Source organism: Acididesulfobacillus acetoxydans (genome assembly GCF_902729405.1).
GTDB classification, from domain to species: domain Bacteria; phylum Bacillota; class Desulfitobacteriia; order Desulfitobacteriales; family Desulfitobacteriaceae; genus Acididesulfobacillus; species Acididesulfobacillus acetoxydans.
In genome coordinates this window covers 3424066-3440053 of the sequence record NZ_LR746496.1, presented here as the reverse complement: position 1 = coordinate 3440053, position 15988 = coordinate 3424066, and the positions used below count along the sequence as shown (strand labels likewise).

The 15988-nt window shown below is 55.5% G+C and carries 13 protein-coding genes; all 13 read left to right on the top strand.

Going from position 1 to position 15988, the window contains the following annotated elements:
• Positions 1-154 precede the first annotated feature (154 nt).
• The 13 genes from MNU25_RS15350 to MNU25_RS15290 all read left to right on the top strand — a co-directional run bounded on the left by MNU25_RS15350 (position 155) and on the right by MNU25_RS15290 (position 15979).
• Positions 155-1333, top strand: coding sequence for an acyltransferase family protein (locus tag MNU25_RS15350; RefSeq protein WP_338077743.1), 1179 nt, complete (start codon positions 155-157; stop codon positions 1331-1333).
• Positions 1334-1401: 68 nt separating this feature from the next.
• On the top strand, positions 1402-2322 hold the full coding sequence (locus tag MNU25_RS15345; protein WP_240985866.1) for a phosphatase PAP2 family protein: 921 nt from the start codon (positions 1402-1404) through the stop codon (positions 2320-2322).
• A 154-nt stretch (positions 2323-2476) separates the two neighbouring features.
• The gene (locus tag MNU25_RS15340; protein WP_372503559.1) at positions 2477-3187 is read left to right on the top strand and encodes a ClpP family protease; all 711 of its coding nucleotides are present in this window, start codon (positions 2477-2479) and stop codon (positions 3185-3187) included.
• Between the two features lie 228 nt (positions 3188-3415).
• Positions 3416-5824, top strand: a complete 2409-nt coding sequence (locus MNU25_RS15335; RefSeq protein ID WP_240985864.1) for an FtsK/SpoIIIE family DNA translocase — start codon at positions 3416-3418, stop codon at positions 5822-5824.
• A gap of 41 nt (positions 5825-5865) precedes the next feature.
• Positions 5866-6924, top strand: coding sequence for a tRNA 2-selenouridine(34) synthase MnmH (mnmH, locus tag MNU25_RS15330; protein WP_240985863.1), 1059 nt, complete (start codon positions 5866-5868; stop codon positions 6922-6924).
• On the top strand, positions 6893-7657 hold the full coding sequence (locus MNU25_RS15325) for a DUF3388 domain-containing protein (protein ID WP_240986877.1): 765 nt from the start codon (positions 6893-6895) through the stop codon (positions 7655-7657). Before mnmH ends, MNU25_RS15325 begins: the two co-directional genes overlap by 32 nt.
• Positions 7658-7675: 18 nt before the next feature.
• On the top strand, positions 7676-8497 hold the full coding sequence (locus MNU25_RS15320; RefSeq protein WP_240985862.1) for a helix-turn-helix domain-containing protein: 822 nt from the start codon (positions 7676-7678) through the stop codon (positions 8495-8497).
• A gap of 27 nt (positions 8498-8524) precedes the next feature.
• Complete coding sequence (locus MNU25_RS15315; RefSeq protein WP_240985861.1) at positions 8525-9016, top strand: YajQ family cyclic di-GMP-binding protein; 492 nt, start codon at positions 8525-8527, stop codon at positions 9014-9016.
• A 10-nt stretch (positions 9017-9026) separates the two neighbouring features.
• Positions 9027-11108: a YgiQ family radical SAM protein gene (locus MNU25_RS15310; RefSeq protein WP_240985860.1), complete on the top strand. Its 2082-nt coding sequence runs from the start codon at positions 9027-9029 to the stop codon at positions 11106-11108.
• 736 nt (positions 11109-11844) lie between these two features.
• The gene (gene rimO, locus MNU25_RS15305; protein ID WP_240985859.1) at positions 11845-13179 is read left to right on the top strand and encodes a 30S ribosomal protein S12 methylthiotransferase RimO; all 1335 of its coding nucleotides are present in this window, start codon (positions 11845-11847) and stop codon (positions 13177-13179) included.
• Complete coding sequence (pgsA, locus tag MNU25_RS15300; protein WP_240985858.1) at positions 13176-13733, top strand: CDP-diacylglycerol--glycerol-3-phosphate 3-phosphatidyltransferase; 558 nt, start codon at positions 13176-13178, stop codon at positions 13731-13733. Before rimO ends, pgsA begins: the two co-directional genes overlap by 4 nt.
• A gap of 234 nt (positions 13734-13967) precedes the next feature.
• Positions 13968-14510 carry a hypothetical protein gene (locus tag MNU25_RS15295; RefSeq protein ID WP_240985857.1) on the top strand — a complete coding sequence of 181 codons (543 nt, stop codon included), beginning with the start codon at positions 13968-13970 and terminating at the stop codon, positions 14508-14510.
• Positions 14507-15979: an AAA family ATPase gene (locus MNU25_RS15290; RefSeq protein WP_240985856.1), complete on the top strand. Its 1473-nt coding sequence runs from the start codon at positions 14507-14509 to the stop codon at positions 15977-15979. The genes MNU25_RS15295 and MNU25_RS15290 overlap by 4 nt, the downstream gene beginning before the upstream one ends.
• Positions 15980-15988: the final 9 nt, after the last annotated feature.

Below are 15988 nucleotides of genomic sequence, written 5' to 3'. Positions count from 1 at the left end.
CCTGTGGCTTGTCACCTCTGCCTGTGTCCGGGCCGGGAATTGAGTTTGACATAATGTACACATTTTTCTTGGCTTTTCTTAAATATTTAGGAGTATAATCCTGAACGTGCCCTAAATACTAGAGAAAATTCCAGAGAAAAGAGTGTGGTAACTTTTGTCCCATGCAAGGCTTTCTTTCGTTGACCGAACGCGGGGTTTAATCATGATGTTCATGGCGCTCGATCATGCCCTATATTTTTGGAGTTTCGGCCGTGTCAGCAATGAAGGGTTGCCGTTGGTGACAAACGGCACGCTGTCTTTCTTGGGAGCGGGGAATCCGTCCCTGCCGGCTTCGATTGCCATGATTATGGCCAGTATGGCGGCGCCGGGGTTTCTGTTGATCGCGGGTTATGTTTTGGCCCTGTCGGTTAAGAGGCGTGAAGAGACGGGGGCGTCAAGCTGGGAGATCAGTAAACACCTCTGGCTGAGAGGGCTGGCCCTGATCGTTTTACAGGTGCTTGTGGCTTCCCCCGCCTTTAACCTGCCGGCATTTGTCAACGGGGACCTGGAATTTTCAGTGGGAGTTATTCTCTCCCTCAGCGTCCTTTCCACGATAGGTCTCGGTTTCATTTTTTTGGATTTGGGCCGGCATATATCGGCCTGGAAGCTGATGGCTTTTACGGCGTTCCTTTACCTTTTGAGCGAAAGCCTGCTGCCGCATTTCGCCAGGGCGTATTCCGGCCTCTCTTGGCTGGAACAGGGCCTGCGCACACTTTTGGTCCTGCCGGTTCCTTTTTCCTCGCAACTGCTTTTGAACAATAATTTTCCGGTCATACCCTGGCTCTTGCCCCTATGCCTGGGCTGGCTTTACGGCAGGACTTATAAGCCGGAAAAGGGTCTTGCCTATGAGGGAAAACGCTGGGGATTGTCCGGTTTGATCAGCTTGGGTCTGTTCTTTATCCTGCGTATGGCCGGACTGGGTGATTACTTGCGAGCTTCGTCACCCGACCAATTCTTCGTTCTTTCCAAGTACCCTCCGAGTCCGGATTATTTCCTCTTCTACCTGGGTCTGGTGTTCTTGCTTTTTTACCTGTTCAACCGTTTGCCTAAACCGGGCAGAGTGGTGGCCGTTTTGGATGAGTTTGGTAAGACGCCGTTATTTTTCTATGCCGTACATTTATGGCTTTATGCCCTCGTTCCGGCTCTTTTCAATCATTTTAACCGCACCCCCCTTTGGGCGGGAGCGGGAATTTGGCTGATGGGCCTGGTAATTCTTTATCCGCTGTGCCGCTGGTCGGTCAAGCTGCGAAGTTCCCTCAAAGCGATACTTAAGCCGAATCCCGGCATAAATTAGGTTGCGCCAAGAGACAGTCGGTGTTTTCCGGCTGCGACCAGAGAAATAAGCCGAGAGAGGAGAAATAAATGGAAGCGGAATCTATTGAAAGGCTGTGGAGTTGGTTTAGAAAGCACTTTCTGCGTGTCCTGGCCCTGGCCATAGTGGTTTATCTGATTTTCGATCCTTGGCGCGGCAGCCATATGGCATATCTCCTCCTGGCGGTCGCCTTTTGGGGTTTGGACCATGACAGGGTGCCCGTAACGTGGAGGAAGTTCTTGCCCTGGGGGATTCCTCTTTTGTTGTTTCCCCTGATTTTGTGGCAATGGTTTCCGCCCATATGGAATGACGTGGTGTACTGGCAGCTGGGGGCCAAACCCCATTTGGTAAACCTTGATCCCTGGTTCAAAACGATGGCTTGGAACAACGGTTGGATGTTCAGGGTGATTAAAACCCCCTGGCTGACCGCTTACTTCCGCTGGATTTACGCCAACGGTTTCACCCTGCCCGTGCTGGTGCCGGTGTTCCGTTCCTTCCTGGCCAAAGACTCTCGCAAGATGGTCAGCTATATCTTATCAGCCCACGTTTTGCAGTTTTTTATGATTTTCCCTTTTTATTTGACCTTCCATGCCAACGAAGTCTGGTATGTCCTGGGAGCCCCGGACGGGATGGCCCGGCATTTATCGGCGGCTCAGGCCGCGGTTGACGTGTTGAACTGTTTCCCTTCTATGCATACCTCTGTCGCTTTTGCCATGCTTCTCATAGCCTGGAGGGAAAAAGACCGCTTCTTCCGTTGGGTTTGGGCCGTTTTCGGTTTATCGGTCATTTATTCCACTCTCTATCTCGAGATCCATTGGGTCATCGATGTCATGGGCGGACTTCTCCTGGCTGTGGCGGCGGTAAAACTGGGAGACTGGGTTATAGCCAAAGCATCGGCCAAATGGGGATGGTGGCAGACCGCTTCCTGGTCTCAGGCTCCGCTGCCGGTTGAGAAAAGAGAGGCTGTCTGATCCTTGACGAGGGCTTGCGTGGGCAAGTGTTCGGCGTAACTTTCTCGCTGACTCCGTTTTCACGAGCCTTCGTTCCCGCGCCTTGTTCTTTAGGGTATGATTTTTGGAGAAATTTCCATACTAAGAGAGCAAGTCGGAGAAGCGGAGGTCGTTGATTTTGCCCAAGAATCTGGCGAATGAGGAAGAGACCCAAAACCCTGCTCTGGAAAATCTTCAGCAGTTGGGAGAACTGCGGATGCCGGAAAGCACGAGCAATATTTATTGTTTGACAATCGTCGGTCAGATCGAAGGTCATCAGGTCCTGCAGCCCCAAGCCAAAGCGACCAAGTATGAGCATATTATCCCGCAGCTTTTTGCGGTGGAACAGAACCCGAAAGTGGAGGGTACACTGGTTATTCTCAATACGGCGGGAGGGGATGTGGAGGCCGGCTTGGCTATCGCCGAACTCCTTGGCAGCCTGAGCAAGCCTTCGGTTTCCCTGGTTCTGGGCGGGGGACACAGTATCGGTATTCCGATTGCCGTGAGCTGTCAAAAGAGTTTCATCGCCCCGACCGCGACCATGACAGTGCACCCGATTCGTTACACCGGCCTGGTCATCAACGGCCATCAGCAATTCGAGTACCTGCAAAAAATGCAGGAGCGAGTGGTTCGTTTTATCTGCAGTCATTCCAAGATTGACGAAGAGGGCTTGAGGCACCTGATGTTCAAAACCGGAGAACTGGCTCAGGACATCGGAACGGTTTTAGTCGGCCAAGAGGCCGTCGATACCGGATTGATTCAGGCGGTGGGCGGCCTTAAAGAGGCTTATAAGGCCCTGTTGGACATGATTCCGGAAGGCAGTGAGGATAACAAGCCAAAGGCATGAGGATGAGCCACAGGCATGAGGATAAACCACAGGCACGAAAGGAAAAGCGGCGTAAGCCGCTTTTTTCGGCTGCCGCGAAAATCCCCTGTACTTTCCGGCAATAGGGCTCATTGTAACCATTTTTTGATCTTTGTGAAGAGGATTAAAGGAAATCAGACTCGTTTTGTGGAAATGTATAGGCGGCTGCCCGGGTTGGGCGAGAGAGTGCGGGACTGGGAGGCTTGACCGGTGGCAAAAAAACGCAGGTACCGAAGTGTCAAAAAAAGCGCGATGTTAAAAGAATCTATACGGAACGAAGCGGTGGGCCTCTTGATCGTCGGTGCGGCTTGCTTGGGGTTGGTGACGCTCTTTTCGGGGCACAATGGCATTGTCGGGGCGCAAATCAGCAGGGCTCTGACCATGTTTGCCGGCGGAGGGCGGGTTTTTATCCCGATCATGGTCGGAATTTGGGGTTTGGCAGTTATGAATCAACGCCCCCGCGCCTTGAACTGGCGAGTGGTGGGTGGAGTTATTCTGTTTCTGGTCTTGGCAGGCTTTTTGCAGTTGCAGATCCCCGGCGCGGCCACGTTTTCGAGGACAGAGATGTGGCAGGCGGGAAAAGGGGGACATGGCGGCGGGTTGTTGGGTGCCCTGGTCGCCATCTCACTGGAGACGGTGGTCGGGACCGCGGGAAGTTACATCGTTCTGGTCATCGGGGCGATGGTGGGGGCCCTGTTGGTAACGAATCATTCCCTGGTTGAGGGTGGGCGTGAACTCGCTTTAATGTTCAAAGAAGGGGCGGATTGGCTCAAGAATCAGATGAGCGATTTTGTCTTTGTTTTGCGGAGCGAACCGAAAGGGGAAAGTTCTCCGGTCCAGGTGGGGGAGAAGACTTTGGTCTCCGCCAAACGCAAGCCGGGAAAAACGGCCGGCGGTGCGGAAATCCGAGGGCAAAAACCGGCTCTGTCCGAGACTCCGGTGGTGATCCGGACCAGCGGCTGGACGCCTGAAGTACAAGCGGCAGAGGAAAGTCCGATTCTCGGGCAATCCCAACCGGTTGCGGAAGGTCTCGGCGGTCCGGCAGCGGGGACGCTGCCCGCCGCACCGGCATCCCCCAAGGTCAAGGGAAGCATCAAGCCTCCGGGAAAAGTGACGGGTACGCCTATTTCCCGCCAGGCGGAGCGCGACACCGGCTATGTCTTGCCATCGCCGGCTCTTTTGCACCAACCGATTAAGGTGAAGAACGCGCGGCTGAACAAAGATCTGGCGGATAACGTCAAGACCCTGGAGGAGACTCTGGACAGTTTCGGTGTCAAGATTAAAGTCACACATGTGACTCAAGGGCCGGCCATCACCCGGTATGAGGCCCAGCCCGCCCCGGGAATCAAAGTGAGCAGAATTACGAACCTGGCGGATGACATAGCGCTCAGCCTGGCGGCATCGGACGTGCGGATTGAAGCACCCGTGCCGGGCAAGTCCGTGGTCGGTATTGAAGTTCCTAACAAAGAAATTGCGACGGTTCATTTCCGAGAAGTCCTGGAGGCTCCGGATTTTCAGGATGCGCTGAGCAAATTGAGTCTGGTTCTGGGTAAGGATATCACGGGGATGCCCGTCGTCGCGGATCTCACGAAGATGCCGCACCTTTTGATTGCCGGGGCCACGGGTTCGGGTAAATCGGTCTGCATCAATACTTTGATCAACAGTATTTTATTTAAAGCCCGCCCCAACGAGGTTAAGTTTCTGCTCGTTGATCCGAAAATGGTTGAGTTGGCCAATTATAACGGCATTCCGCATTTGATTGCTCCGGTAGTGACGGATCCGCGCAAAGCCGCCGGCGCTCTCAAGTGGATCGTGACGGAGATGGAAACCCGTTATGAACTTTTTGCCGCCAACGGGGTGCGCGATATTGTGCGCTATAATTATGTGCGCCAACAGGAACCGGATGACAAACATCCGCCTCTTCCTTATGTGGTCGTGATTATTGACGAACTGTCCGACCTGATGATGGTCGCCCCCGGAGATGTGGAGGATGCCATCTGCCGTTTGGCGCAAATGGCCAGGGCAGCCGGCATTCACCTGATTGTGGCAACTCAGAGGCCTTCGGTGGATGTCATTACGGGACTGATCAAAGCCAATATCCCGTCCAGGATAGCTTTTGCCGTCTCCTCGCAAACGGACTCGCGTACGATTATCGATATGAATGGGGCGGAAAAGCTCTTGGGCCGGGGGGATATGCTTTTCTATCCTATGGGTGCGGGCAAGCCTTTGCGGGTTCAGGGCTGCTTCCTGGCGGATAAGGAAGTAGAAAATGTCGTCAGATTCCTGCAGAACCAAGCAAAACCCGAGTATCAGGAGATTCCGAACGTGGAATTGGGGAGTGCGAAAGCGGAAGAGCCGGGAGACGAACTGTTTCATCAGGCCGCCGAACTGTTTATCGAGAGCGGCAACGCCTCGGTGTCCCTGCTGCAAAGACGCTTGAGGATCGGTTACACCCGGGCGGCTCGCCTGATGGACCTCTTGGAGGAAAAGGGCGTGGTCGGGGGCTATGAAGGTTCGAAAGCACGGGAGGTTCTCTTGACACGGGGCCAATTTGCGCAGAAATTTGGCTCGGATGAGGGTGAGCCGGAGGAAAAACCAGATGTTTCCGGCAGGATTTAGACTGCACTGCGGCGAATATATACCAGTTGAAAGGAAAAGGCATGATTCACGAGCTGAGCGTTACGGAGCTGGCGGGTTTACCCGATCCGGCTTTAATAGATGTCCGTTCCGAAGGAGAATTTGCCGCCGCTACGATCCCGGGAGCGGTTAATCTGCCCTTGTTGAATGACCGGGAGCGGGAGGAAGTGGGCAAAGTTTACACCCGGGTTTCACCGGCAGCCGCGCGGGAATTGGGGTTGCGTCTGGTCAGCCCCAAGCTTCCGCGCCTGGTTGCCCAGGCCGGACAACTGGCTCGGGAGAGGCCTTTGGTGCTTTTCTGCTGGCGGGGTGGCTTGCGCAGCAAGGCGTTGGCCCAAGTGCTGGACGTGATGGGCCTTACGGTTTACCGGCTGCGCGGAGGATACAAAGCTTACCGGCGTTTGGTGGTTGAGTTTTTCGCTCGGGAGTTTTCCCTGCTCGTCTTCGTTTTGTGCGGGAATACCGGGGTCGGCAAAACGGATCTTTTGTCTCGCCTGGGCGAGGCGGGACACCCGATCGTGGATCTGGAAGGCTTGGCCCATAACCGCGGTTCGGTCTTCGGGGGCGTCGGCTTGGGTGCTCCACCCAGTCAAAAGGATTTTGAGGCGCGTTTTTATGAGAATTTGCGCTTGTTTCAAGACCGGGGATATGTTATTGTCGAATGTGAGAGTAAACGGATCGGGTCAATCAATTTGCCTATGAGTTTCTACAGGGCTATGCAGGGGGGAGTCCGGATTTTGGTCTGCGATCGCCTGGATAACCGGATACGACGATTGACGGAGGAATATACCCGCGCGCCCGGAGCGCTCGCCCAGATCCATGAGGGATTGCAGCGTTTACGGAAAATCTTGGGTAACCAGAGAGTAGATGAATTGGAACAACTACTCCGGCGTGACCCAACCGATTTTACGCGTTTTTTGTTGGAAGAATATTATGATCCTCTGTATGCCTACCCCAGTGAACCCAGTCGTGGGTATGCGCTGAATTTGGATTATAACGATCCGGGCACTGCTGTAAAGGAGTTTGAAGACTACCTTGGCAAATACTTGGATGAGTCGGGATTTTCTTTATCTGGAATATGAAATCGAGCAGAATAAGCCGGGCTTGCTGGGGGCCGTGACCACGTTGCTTGGGATGTTGGAGATGAACATTCTTACGGTTGCCGGCATCGGAGAGACGAGAAGGGGATTCCTCCTGGATGCTTCTTCACCGCGGAAAGTGGAGGCTCTGGCTAAGGCTTTGTCCGAAGTGGATCAGATTCGGGTTACGGCCCTGAGAGAGCCCAATTTGTTGGACCGCGTCGCTTTGAGACACGGCAAGCGCCTTAGTCTTGCCTCCAGCGATCCCCCGACTTATCGCTTCATCCGTGAAGAATTGGGTGTTTTGGTGGACTTTTTGGGGGATACTTTAATTGAAGGCGGCCAGCAAATTATCGGCATGAGGGGGATGCCCAGGGTGGGGAAAACGGAGGCTGCCATTGCGGCCTGTGTTTATGCCAATAAGCGCTGGGTTCTGCTTTCATCCACAATCATCCGCCAGACCCTGAGGACAGAGGTGCTGGAAGACGCCCAGGAGTGTGTATTCTTGATAGACGGTATCACGAGCACTTCCCGCGGCGGCGACAGTCACTGGCGCCTGCTGGAAAAAGTGATGCCGATGTCCACGCCGAAGGTCATTGAGCATCCGGACGTTTTTCTGCGCGACGGGCGTTTGCGGGTGAAATTTGACTCTGTGATCGAAATTCGTCACAACCCCGGTGATGAGATTAGAATGGAAGAGGTACCGACCAGCTTTTCCGCATTTGACTTAAGTTAACGGGAGGAGGGCTGCTTCATGGCGGGCGAAGGGAACATTTTGCGCACAGCCAGGGAAAGCAAAGGCTGGACTTTGCCGGAAGCCGAAGAGGCGACGAAAATTCGGGTGCGTTATTTACAAGCCCTTGAGGAAGAAAACTATGCGATTCTACCGGGAGCCGCTTACAGTAAAGGTTTCTTGCGGACCTATGCCAACCATTTGGGCCTCGATCCGGAGGAAATAATAGGACTTTATAAAATGTCGGTGCAGCCCCAGACCCCTCCGGCCTTGGAAGGTCCCCTGACTCCGCTTAAGTCGCGGCCGGTGTGGTTCCGGCCGGCGGTCGCGGGTGTGATGGCACTTTTGGCCATCGTTGCGGTCATTGGGATTTCGCAGTTGACCCGTACCCCGGGTCCGTCCGCCAATTCGGGGTATACGCCGAGCTCTCTCCCCAGCCCGCCCCAACCCCAGAAACCTGTTAAGAAGACGAATCCGCCGACGTCTCAGGCCAAACCGTCCGGCACGGCCCAGGCGGGCGGCACGGCCGCAGGAGGAACTGCGCCGGGTTCCGCGTCCACTGCGACGTCCGCGGCCACAACCCCCACGAGCGGCGTGACCGCCAAACTGGTTTTTACCCAGGACGTCTGGATGGAATTCAACGTGGACGGGCAGGCTCCCGTTCAGCAGTACTTCCATGCGGGTACGACCAAGGAAATCACCGCCGCGGATAAAATTGACCTAATGACGGTGGGCAATGCCGGCGGGCTTTCCATCACGGTCAATGGCAAACCGGTTCCCCCGCTGGGCGGCAGCGGGCAGGTGGTAAACGGCATTATCTTTGACAAAGCGCACTACGGTTGAGAACCGGCCGGGAAAGGGGATAGCATTTTGGCTAAGGATGCTTCGTTTGACATTGTTTCTCAAGTGGACATGCAGGAGGTGACGAATGCCGTCCATCAGGCCCAAAAGGAAATCGAACAACGTTTTGATTTTAAGAACAGTAAATCGTCGCTCAGTCTGGAAGGAGATCGCCTGGTGCTGATTTCGGATGATGATTTTAAACTGCGCAACGTGGTGGATATCTTGGAAGGGAAATTGGTGAAACGGCAAGTTTCCCTGAAAGCTCTGGAGTACGGCAAGGTGCAGGCAGCTGCCGGTGACACGGTGCGCCAGGAAGTCAAGTTGATCCAGGGCATTGCCCCTGAGAAAGCGAAACAGATCAACAAGCGGATCAAAGACAGTAAGATCAAGGTTACGAGTTCCATTCAGGGGGAACAAATTCGGGTGAGCGGGAAGAATAAAGATGACCTGCAAGCGGTGATCGCTTTGCTTAAGCAAGAAGATTGGGGCCTTGAGCTGCAGTTTGTCAACTACCGCTAAGATGAAGGGGATGGGCGCAGCGAAAGAGGAAAAGACGTCCCCGCGGGAGAGAACGCGCTTTTTGCCCGTGAATCGCCAAGACATGCACGGGCGCGGCTGGGAAGAGCTCGATTTTCTCCTCGTCAGCGGGGACGCTTATGTCGACCACCCCAGCTTTGGGGCGGCCATTATTTCGCGTTGCTTGGAGAACAATGGCTATCGGGTCGGAGTCCTGGCTCAACCGGACTGGAGGGATCTGGAGGTTTTCCGCAGCATGGGGCGCCCCCGCTTGGCCTGTCTGATCACCGGAGGGAATCTCGATTCTCTGGTAAACCATTACACTGCGGCCCAAAAAAGGCGCTCAAACGACGCTTATTCCCCCGGTGGGGTGAGCGGGCGGCGGCCGGACCGGGCGACGATTGTCTACTCTAACCGCGTGCGGGAGGCGTTACCCGGAGTGCCGGTGATTATCGGCGGGATCGAGGCTTCCTTGCGGCGCTTTGCCCATTACGACTACTGGAGTAACAAGGTGCGACGCTCGATCTTGTTGGACAGTCAGGCAGACCTCCTGGTTTACGGCATGGGGGAGCGCGCGATTTTGGAAATCGCCCGGGAGTTGAATTCGGGGAAAGAGATTAGTGAGCTTCTCGACCTCAGGGGGACCGCGGTCTTGGAGCGGGCCTCGGAGTGGAACGGGCCTGAGCGCAGGGATCTCTTAGTCCTGCCTTCTTTTGAGGATATTTCCGCTTCCAAACGGTGCTATGCGGATTCCTTTATGGAGCAGTACCGGCAGCAGGATCCTTTCCGGGGGAAGACCTTGATTGAACCTTATCGGCAGGACCGCAAAGCGGTCCGGCAAAACCCGCCTCAGAAGCCCTTGAGTCAGAGTGAGATGGACGACATTTACGCCCTCCCCTATACTGGGACTTATCATCCTCAATACGGGCAGGAGGGGGTGCCGGCGCTGCAAGAGGTGGAGTTCAGTCTGGTCAGCGCCCGGGGCTGTTACGGGTCCTGTTCTTTTTGCGCCCTGACTTTTCACCAGGGACGCATCGTCCAGAGCCGGAGCGTCCGGTCCATTGTGCGCGAGGCAAAGAGGTTGACGGCAAATCCCCGTTTCAAGGGCTATATTCACGATGTCGGCGGACCGACCGCCAACTTCAGGCGACCGGCTTGCCCGGGCCAATTGAAAAGGGGCGCCTGTGCCCGGCGCCAGTGCCTCTTTCCTTCCCCTTGCGATCGGATTGACCTGGATCACGGCGAATATTTGGAACTCCTGCGGGCTCTGCGCAGCCTGCCGGGTGTGAAGAAGGTCTTTGTCCGTTCGGGCATCCGTTATGATGCGGTGCTGGCCGATAAGAATACCCCTTTTCTGCGCGAACTTTGTCAATACCATGTGAGCGGCCAGCTCAAAGTAGCCCCCGAGCATGTCAGCTCGTCCGTGTTGAGGCGCATGGGCAAGCCGGGTCCCGAGGTTTACGCCGAGTTTATGCGGGAGTTCAAACAGGTGAATGAGGGTTTGGGCAAGAAGCAGTATCTTGTACCCTATCTTATGTCTTCCCACCCGGGGAGCGGTTGGCAAGAGGCGGTGGAGTTGGCGGAATTTGTCCGGGATCTGGGTGTCAATCCGGAACAGGTCCAGGACTTTATCCCGACCCCCGGGACTTTATCGACATGTATGTATTACACCGGCCTGGATCCGCGCACAATGGAAAAAGTGTATGTGCCGAAAGGGGTCCGGGAAAAGGCCAGGCAGAGGGCCTTAATCCAGTACCGCAATCCGGCCAACTATTCTTTGGTGGAGGAGGCCCTGCGTCTGGCGGGGCGGGTGGATCTGATCGGGTACGGCAGAAAGTGCCTGATAAAACCACAAAACGGCATGAACAGCACGAACACCAAAGCCGACAAAAACGGTAAAAGCGGCAAAACCGGCAAAAACGGGAGACGGCGAGCCGTAAACGTCGGCGGTCGTCACCCTTTGACAGGGCCGAATTCATCCAGGAGGGCGTCTTCGACTTCTTCCAAGGCCAGCAGGGCCAGTTCTTTCAAAAAGACGCCGTCCGGTTCCCCGACCGCGAAAGCGGCGAAGTCGAGAATGGGATCATCTGCGTAAAATTTGGAGACGGAGAACTTGGCGTCCGCGGCGCCTTCTTCCGGTTCGTAGCGCAAGAGATAGAACTCTGTCGGGTCGGGGACGCTTTGCAGAAATACGCTCTGTCCGGGGGCGACAAAGACGACGCGGGCATCCTCATACTCACGGCTGATGAATTTGAGGGTAAAGGCCTGGACAAGAGATTCCCGCGCGTCCTTCCGACCGCCGGGGTCCCGGTCCCGGTTGCGGCGGTCCGGATCGGTCCAATTGAATTCTTTTTCCAGGGAGCGCTCGGCTTCCATTTCTTCCGCCAGGATTTCCAAGCGCCGGGCGACTGCATCCGGAACAGTGTACTCGGGGCAGGTGTTGGAACGGCAGTGATAAACAGGCACGCGGTGGATTTGGCCGACCCCGTGGGCTAAGTCGACGGGCAATGTGCGTATACTCAAATATCCTTCATCCCCGCAGCCGCAGACATCGACCGGCTCCAGAAAATTCGACATTGTAACCCTTCCTTTCGTTACGCTCAGAGGCAAAACATCGTGACAATAGTGCCTTTCTCAAGCGCGGTTTTGGACAGCGTACCGATATATCCATATTATTTTGCCACGTTTTCGGCTTTGAGACAACACCGAGGCTGGGGTTGAATTTTTACTTTTTGACACTTGGGGAAAAATTGGTTTATACTGTGTGAGTAAAGTGTTTAGGGCTTCACGGAAAGCCATCATACGGGAAGAAGCTTACGAGGTGCGAGAATTTGACCGTCAAAGCAGCGATTGTGACTTTGGGCTGTCCCAAGAACCAGGTGGACAGTGAAGTGATGGCCGGGATCCTGGGCGGGGAATATGAACTGACGGATCAGCCCGCGGAGGCGGAGGTTATTCTTGTCAATACCTGTACCTTTATCGATCAGGCTAAGGAAGAGTCGATCGATACCATCTTGGAGATGGCGCGTTACAAGGAGGAGGGCCGGTGCAAAACTCTGCTGGCTTGCGGTTGCCTGGCTCAGCGCTACAAAGAAAAGCTGATGGACGAGATCCCGGAAATTGACGGGATCTTCGGCACGGGGGGCGTGGCGGAAGTAAGGCAATGGGTAGCCGAGGCGCGCCGCGCGAGAGGCCCTTTTCCCCGGGAGGGAAGGCCGGTTTGCCGCTACCCGGAAGACGTGGGGCGCAGACGTTCGGGGCCTCGCCATTGGGCCTATGTGAAGGTGGCCGAAGGCTGTGACAACGCCTGTACATATTGTGTCATCCCGCAGGTGCGAGGGCCCTATCGCAGCCGGACTGAGGAAGCGGTATTGGCGGAGGTCCGCCGTCTGGCGGCGGAAGGGGTGAAGGAAGTCATCCTGGTTGCCCAAGATACATCCCGCTATGGCTGGGATCTCTGCGGTGAACTGCGTTTACCGGTACTCATTCGCAAAATCGCCGGGGTGGAGGGGATCCGCTGGATCCGGCTGATGTACTGCTACCCGGACCTGGTGACAGATGAGCTGATAGATACCATGCGGCAGGAAGCCAAAGTATGCCGTTATCTCGATTTGCCGCTTCAGCACGCCTCTGACAAGGTGCTGCGGGAAATGAACCGGAGGGGTACCTGTGCCGGGTCAAAGGAGCTCATTGGCAAGCTGCGGCAGGCCTTGCCGGACATAAGGATCCGCACGACTTTGATTACCGGTTTTCCGGGTGAAAGCGAAGAAGAGTTTGAGCAGCTTCTGCATTTTGTGCAAGAGACGGAGTTCGATCGTCTGGGGGTATTTGCCTACTCCCGGGAGGAGAGTACAACGGCCGCCCGGCGTTCCGATCAGGTTCCGCCGGAGATCGCAGAGGCCCGCCGGGACCGGGTCATGGCCCTGCAGCAGGAAGTCGCCCTCAGGCGGCAGGGACGTTGGGTCGGGCGCACGCTGCGAGTCCTGCTGGAAGAGCTGCTGCCGGATGGTCGCTGGTTGGGGCGGACGGAAGGAGATGCTCCCGAGATCGATGGACAGGTCTATGTTGAAAATAAGACGACACGCTGTCTCTGTCCGGGTGATTTTGTCGCCGTGAAGGTTCTGGAGGCGGACAGCTATGATTTAACGGGAGAGGTTGTTTTGTGAATTTGCCCAATCGCTTGACCTTGGCGCGCATCATCATAATCCCTGTGTTTATGGCCTTCCTGCTCTTGCAGGTGCCGCAGGGGCACACTCTTTTTGCCCATCAGGACGTAGTGGCGGCCGTGATTTTTATTCTGGCCTCAGCGACTGACGGGCTTGATGGCTATATAGCGCGTAAACGGCATCAAGTCACGGTTTTGGGCAAGTTTATGGACCCGCTGGCCGATAAGCTCTTGGTCTCCGCCGCTTTGATTTCCCTGGTGCAGCTGGGGGAGGTCCCGGCCTGGATAGCCTGGACCATTTTGGGGCGGGAGTTTGCCGTCACCGGCCTAAGGGCCATCGCCGCCGCCGACGGGCATGTGATCAGTGCGAGCAAGCTGGGAAAGATCAAGACCGTAACCCAGGTCATCGCCATTTCGGCGATTCTCCTGCATGACTGGCCGTTTTCTTTGCTGAACATTCCGATAGGGCAGCCTTTCTTGTACCTTGCCCTCGTTTTTACGATTATCTCGGGGATTGATTATTTGCTCAAGGCCAGACTCCTGTTGCGCAAGTAAAGGACGCGCGTTTGCAGCCCCCTAGCTTTTCAACTGCTTTTTCGGGTTTTTTGACGGCGCCGCGGCGGCGGCACGGGGGTCAGACGTGCCGGTAAAAGAACTGGCTCCGCTTGCGGAGAGGTTCTCTTTTTTTGGCAAATATGCGTTTTGGGAAAATGTTCTTGTTCGGTTCTTGTTATACTCCGTGCTATAATGTCAATATGACGTACAGTATGTCGAAACGGAGGGCAAGAGATGACCAAAGAAAGGATAAAAATTATCAGCCTGGTCGGGCTCCTGGTCTTTGGCCTATTGCTGAGCGGTCGTTTGCTTTATAATGAGAAATGGGTGGACGCCAACCTGATCCGCCAGAGCCAGCAGATTCCGGGCGTTGTTTCCGTTGGAGTGGTGAATTCCTCAGGGCAGCAGGAGTTCGATGTAACAACCAAAAATGTCAGCGATTTGTCTCAAACCAGTGCGATGCTGAGCAAACTTGCCGGGAAACTGCCGATTCGCTATTTGGATAATCGGACCCCGGCTCAGGAAGCGTTATATAATCAGATGCAGTTTGCTTTGCAGGAGGGAATCGTGCGGGGGGATTTTGTGCGCATGGCGCAAGAGGTCGCCGCCTTGGGAAAAGATGCCGGAATGCAAGTCAACTTAACGATGGACAGTAATGAAATTTATCTCACACTGACTCAGGGGACCCATCAATTGGTCGCTGTCCTGGACCGGCACGGAGAAGGAAAATTTTTGCCAAGTGAGGCCCGGGCTGTCAGTAAGGGGGGATCCACATGATACTCGATTTGGGTTTGGGAGCGGCTGCGGGGGTTTCGGCCTATCTTCTGGTAATGGGGTATAATGTGCTGCCCCTGGTGGTGGTGATTGGCGGAGCCTATTTGGTGTGGCATTTCGTCATCCAAAGGCAGCTGGTAAAAACCGGCGGGAAAGGGGTTCTGGTCTCTACCACGGCGGTGGGTTTTGACGATATCGGGGGGCAGGACGCGGCCAAGAAAGAACTGCAGGAGGCCTTGGATTTCCTGCTTTATTCCGATCGTATGAAGGCCTTGGGGATTCGCCCGCTCAAAGGCATTTTGCTTTCCGGGCCGCCCGGCACAGGTAAGACGCTCTTGGCCAAAGCCGCGGCCAGGTACACCAATTCCGCTTTCTTGGCGGTCTCGGGCAGTGAATTCGTGGAAATGTATGCCGGGGTCGGGGCGGAACGGGTTCGCTCTTTGTTCCGCCGGGCACGCGAGACAGCCAAAAAGGAAAAGAGAACCAGCTCGATCATTTTCATAGACGAAATGGACATCTTGGGGGCTAAGCGGGGCAGCAATATCTCACACCACGAGTATGACCAGACACTCAATCAGCTTTTGGTGGAGATGGACGGGCTGGGGACCGACCAGGGCAGCCAGATCCTGGTGATCGGGGCCACGAACCGGGCAGACGCTTTGGACGAGGCTTTGGTGCGCCCTGGGCGCTTTGATCGCATGGTCAAAGTCGATCTGCCCGATAAGGAAGGCCGGCTGGCGATTCTCAGGATTCATACCAAGAATAAGCCCTTGGCCGCAGGAGTTGACCTGGAAAAAATCGCGCGGGAAACGTTCGGCTTTTCCGGCGCGCATCTGGAGAGCGTGGCCAACGAGGCGGCGGTTTTTGCCTTGCGTGCGGGAGAGAAGGAAGTCAAGGAAAGTCACTTGCGCGAAGCGGTGGAGAAGGTCATGCTGGGCGAGCAATTGGACCGCAAGCCGACAGCGGAGGAGATGGAGAGGATAGCGATCCACGAGAGCGGTCACGCTCTGTTGGCCGAAATAGTGAGGCCGCGTTCGGTCGCTCAGGTCTCCGTGCGTTCCCGGGGAAATGCCCTCGGCTATGTCCGTCACTACCCGGAAGACGACCTCTACCTCTATACGCAGACCATGCTGGAGGAGCAGATCATGGTCGCCTTGGCCGGAGCCATGTCCGAAGAGGAACTCCTCGGTTCCCGCAGCACCGGGGCGGCCGGGGATTACGGGCAGGCGTTTAATCTGGTCGAGAAAATGCTCATGTCCGGTATGTCCAGCTTGGGAGTGGTGGACCTGGAGAATCTGGGTGTGGACAAGCGCCACGAGGCTACGCGGGAGATCTTCGCTGTTTTGGAAGACAAGACGCGCCGGATTATTCGTGAACACAGAGGGGTGCTGCGGGAACTCGCGGGAATTCTGCGGGCTGAGGAGACGCTGAGCGGCGAAACTTTACGCGCCTATTTGCACGATGTGGCCTAGACGGCGTTT

Coding starts and splice junctions, on each gene's coding strand:
- MNU25_RS15345 (WP_240985866.1), top strand. CDS start 1,402: ATGGAAGCGGAATCTATTGAAAGGCTGTGGAGTTGGTTTAGAAAGCAC.
- mnmH (WP_240985863.1), top strand. CDS start 5,866: ATGATTCACGAGCTGAGCGTTACGGAGCTGGCGGGTTTACCCGATCCG.
- MNU25_RS15325 (WP_240986877.1), top strand. CDS start 6,893: ATGAGTCGGGATTTTCTTTATCTGGAATATGAAATCGAGCAGAATAAG.
- MNU25_RS15320 (WP_240985862.1), top strand. CDS start 7,676: ATGGCGGGCGAAGGGAACATTTTGCGCACAGCCAGGGAAAGCAAAGGC.
- MNU25_RS15310 (WP_240985860.1), top strand. CDS start 9,027: ATGGGCGCAGCGAAAGAGGAAAAGACGTCCCCGCGGGAGAGAACGCGC.
- MNU25_RS15295 (WP_240985857.1), top strand. CDS start 13,968: ATGACCAAAGAAAGGATAAAAATTATCAGCCTGGTCGGGCTCCTGGTC.
- MNU25_RS15290 (WP_240985856.1), top strand. CDS start 14,507: ATGATACTCGATTTGGGTTTGGGAGCGGCTGCGGGGGTTTCGGCCTAT.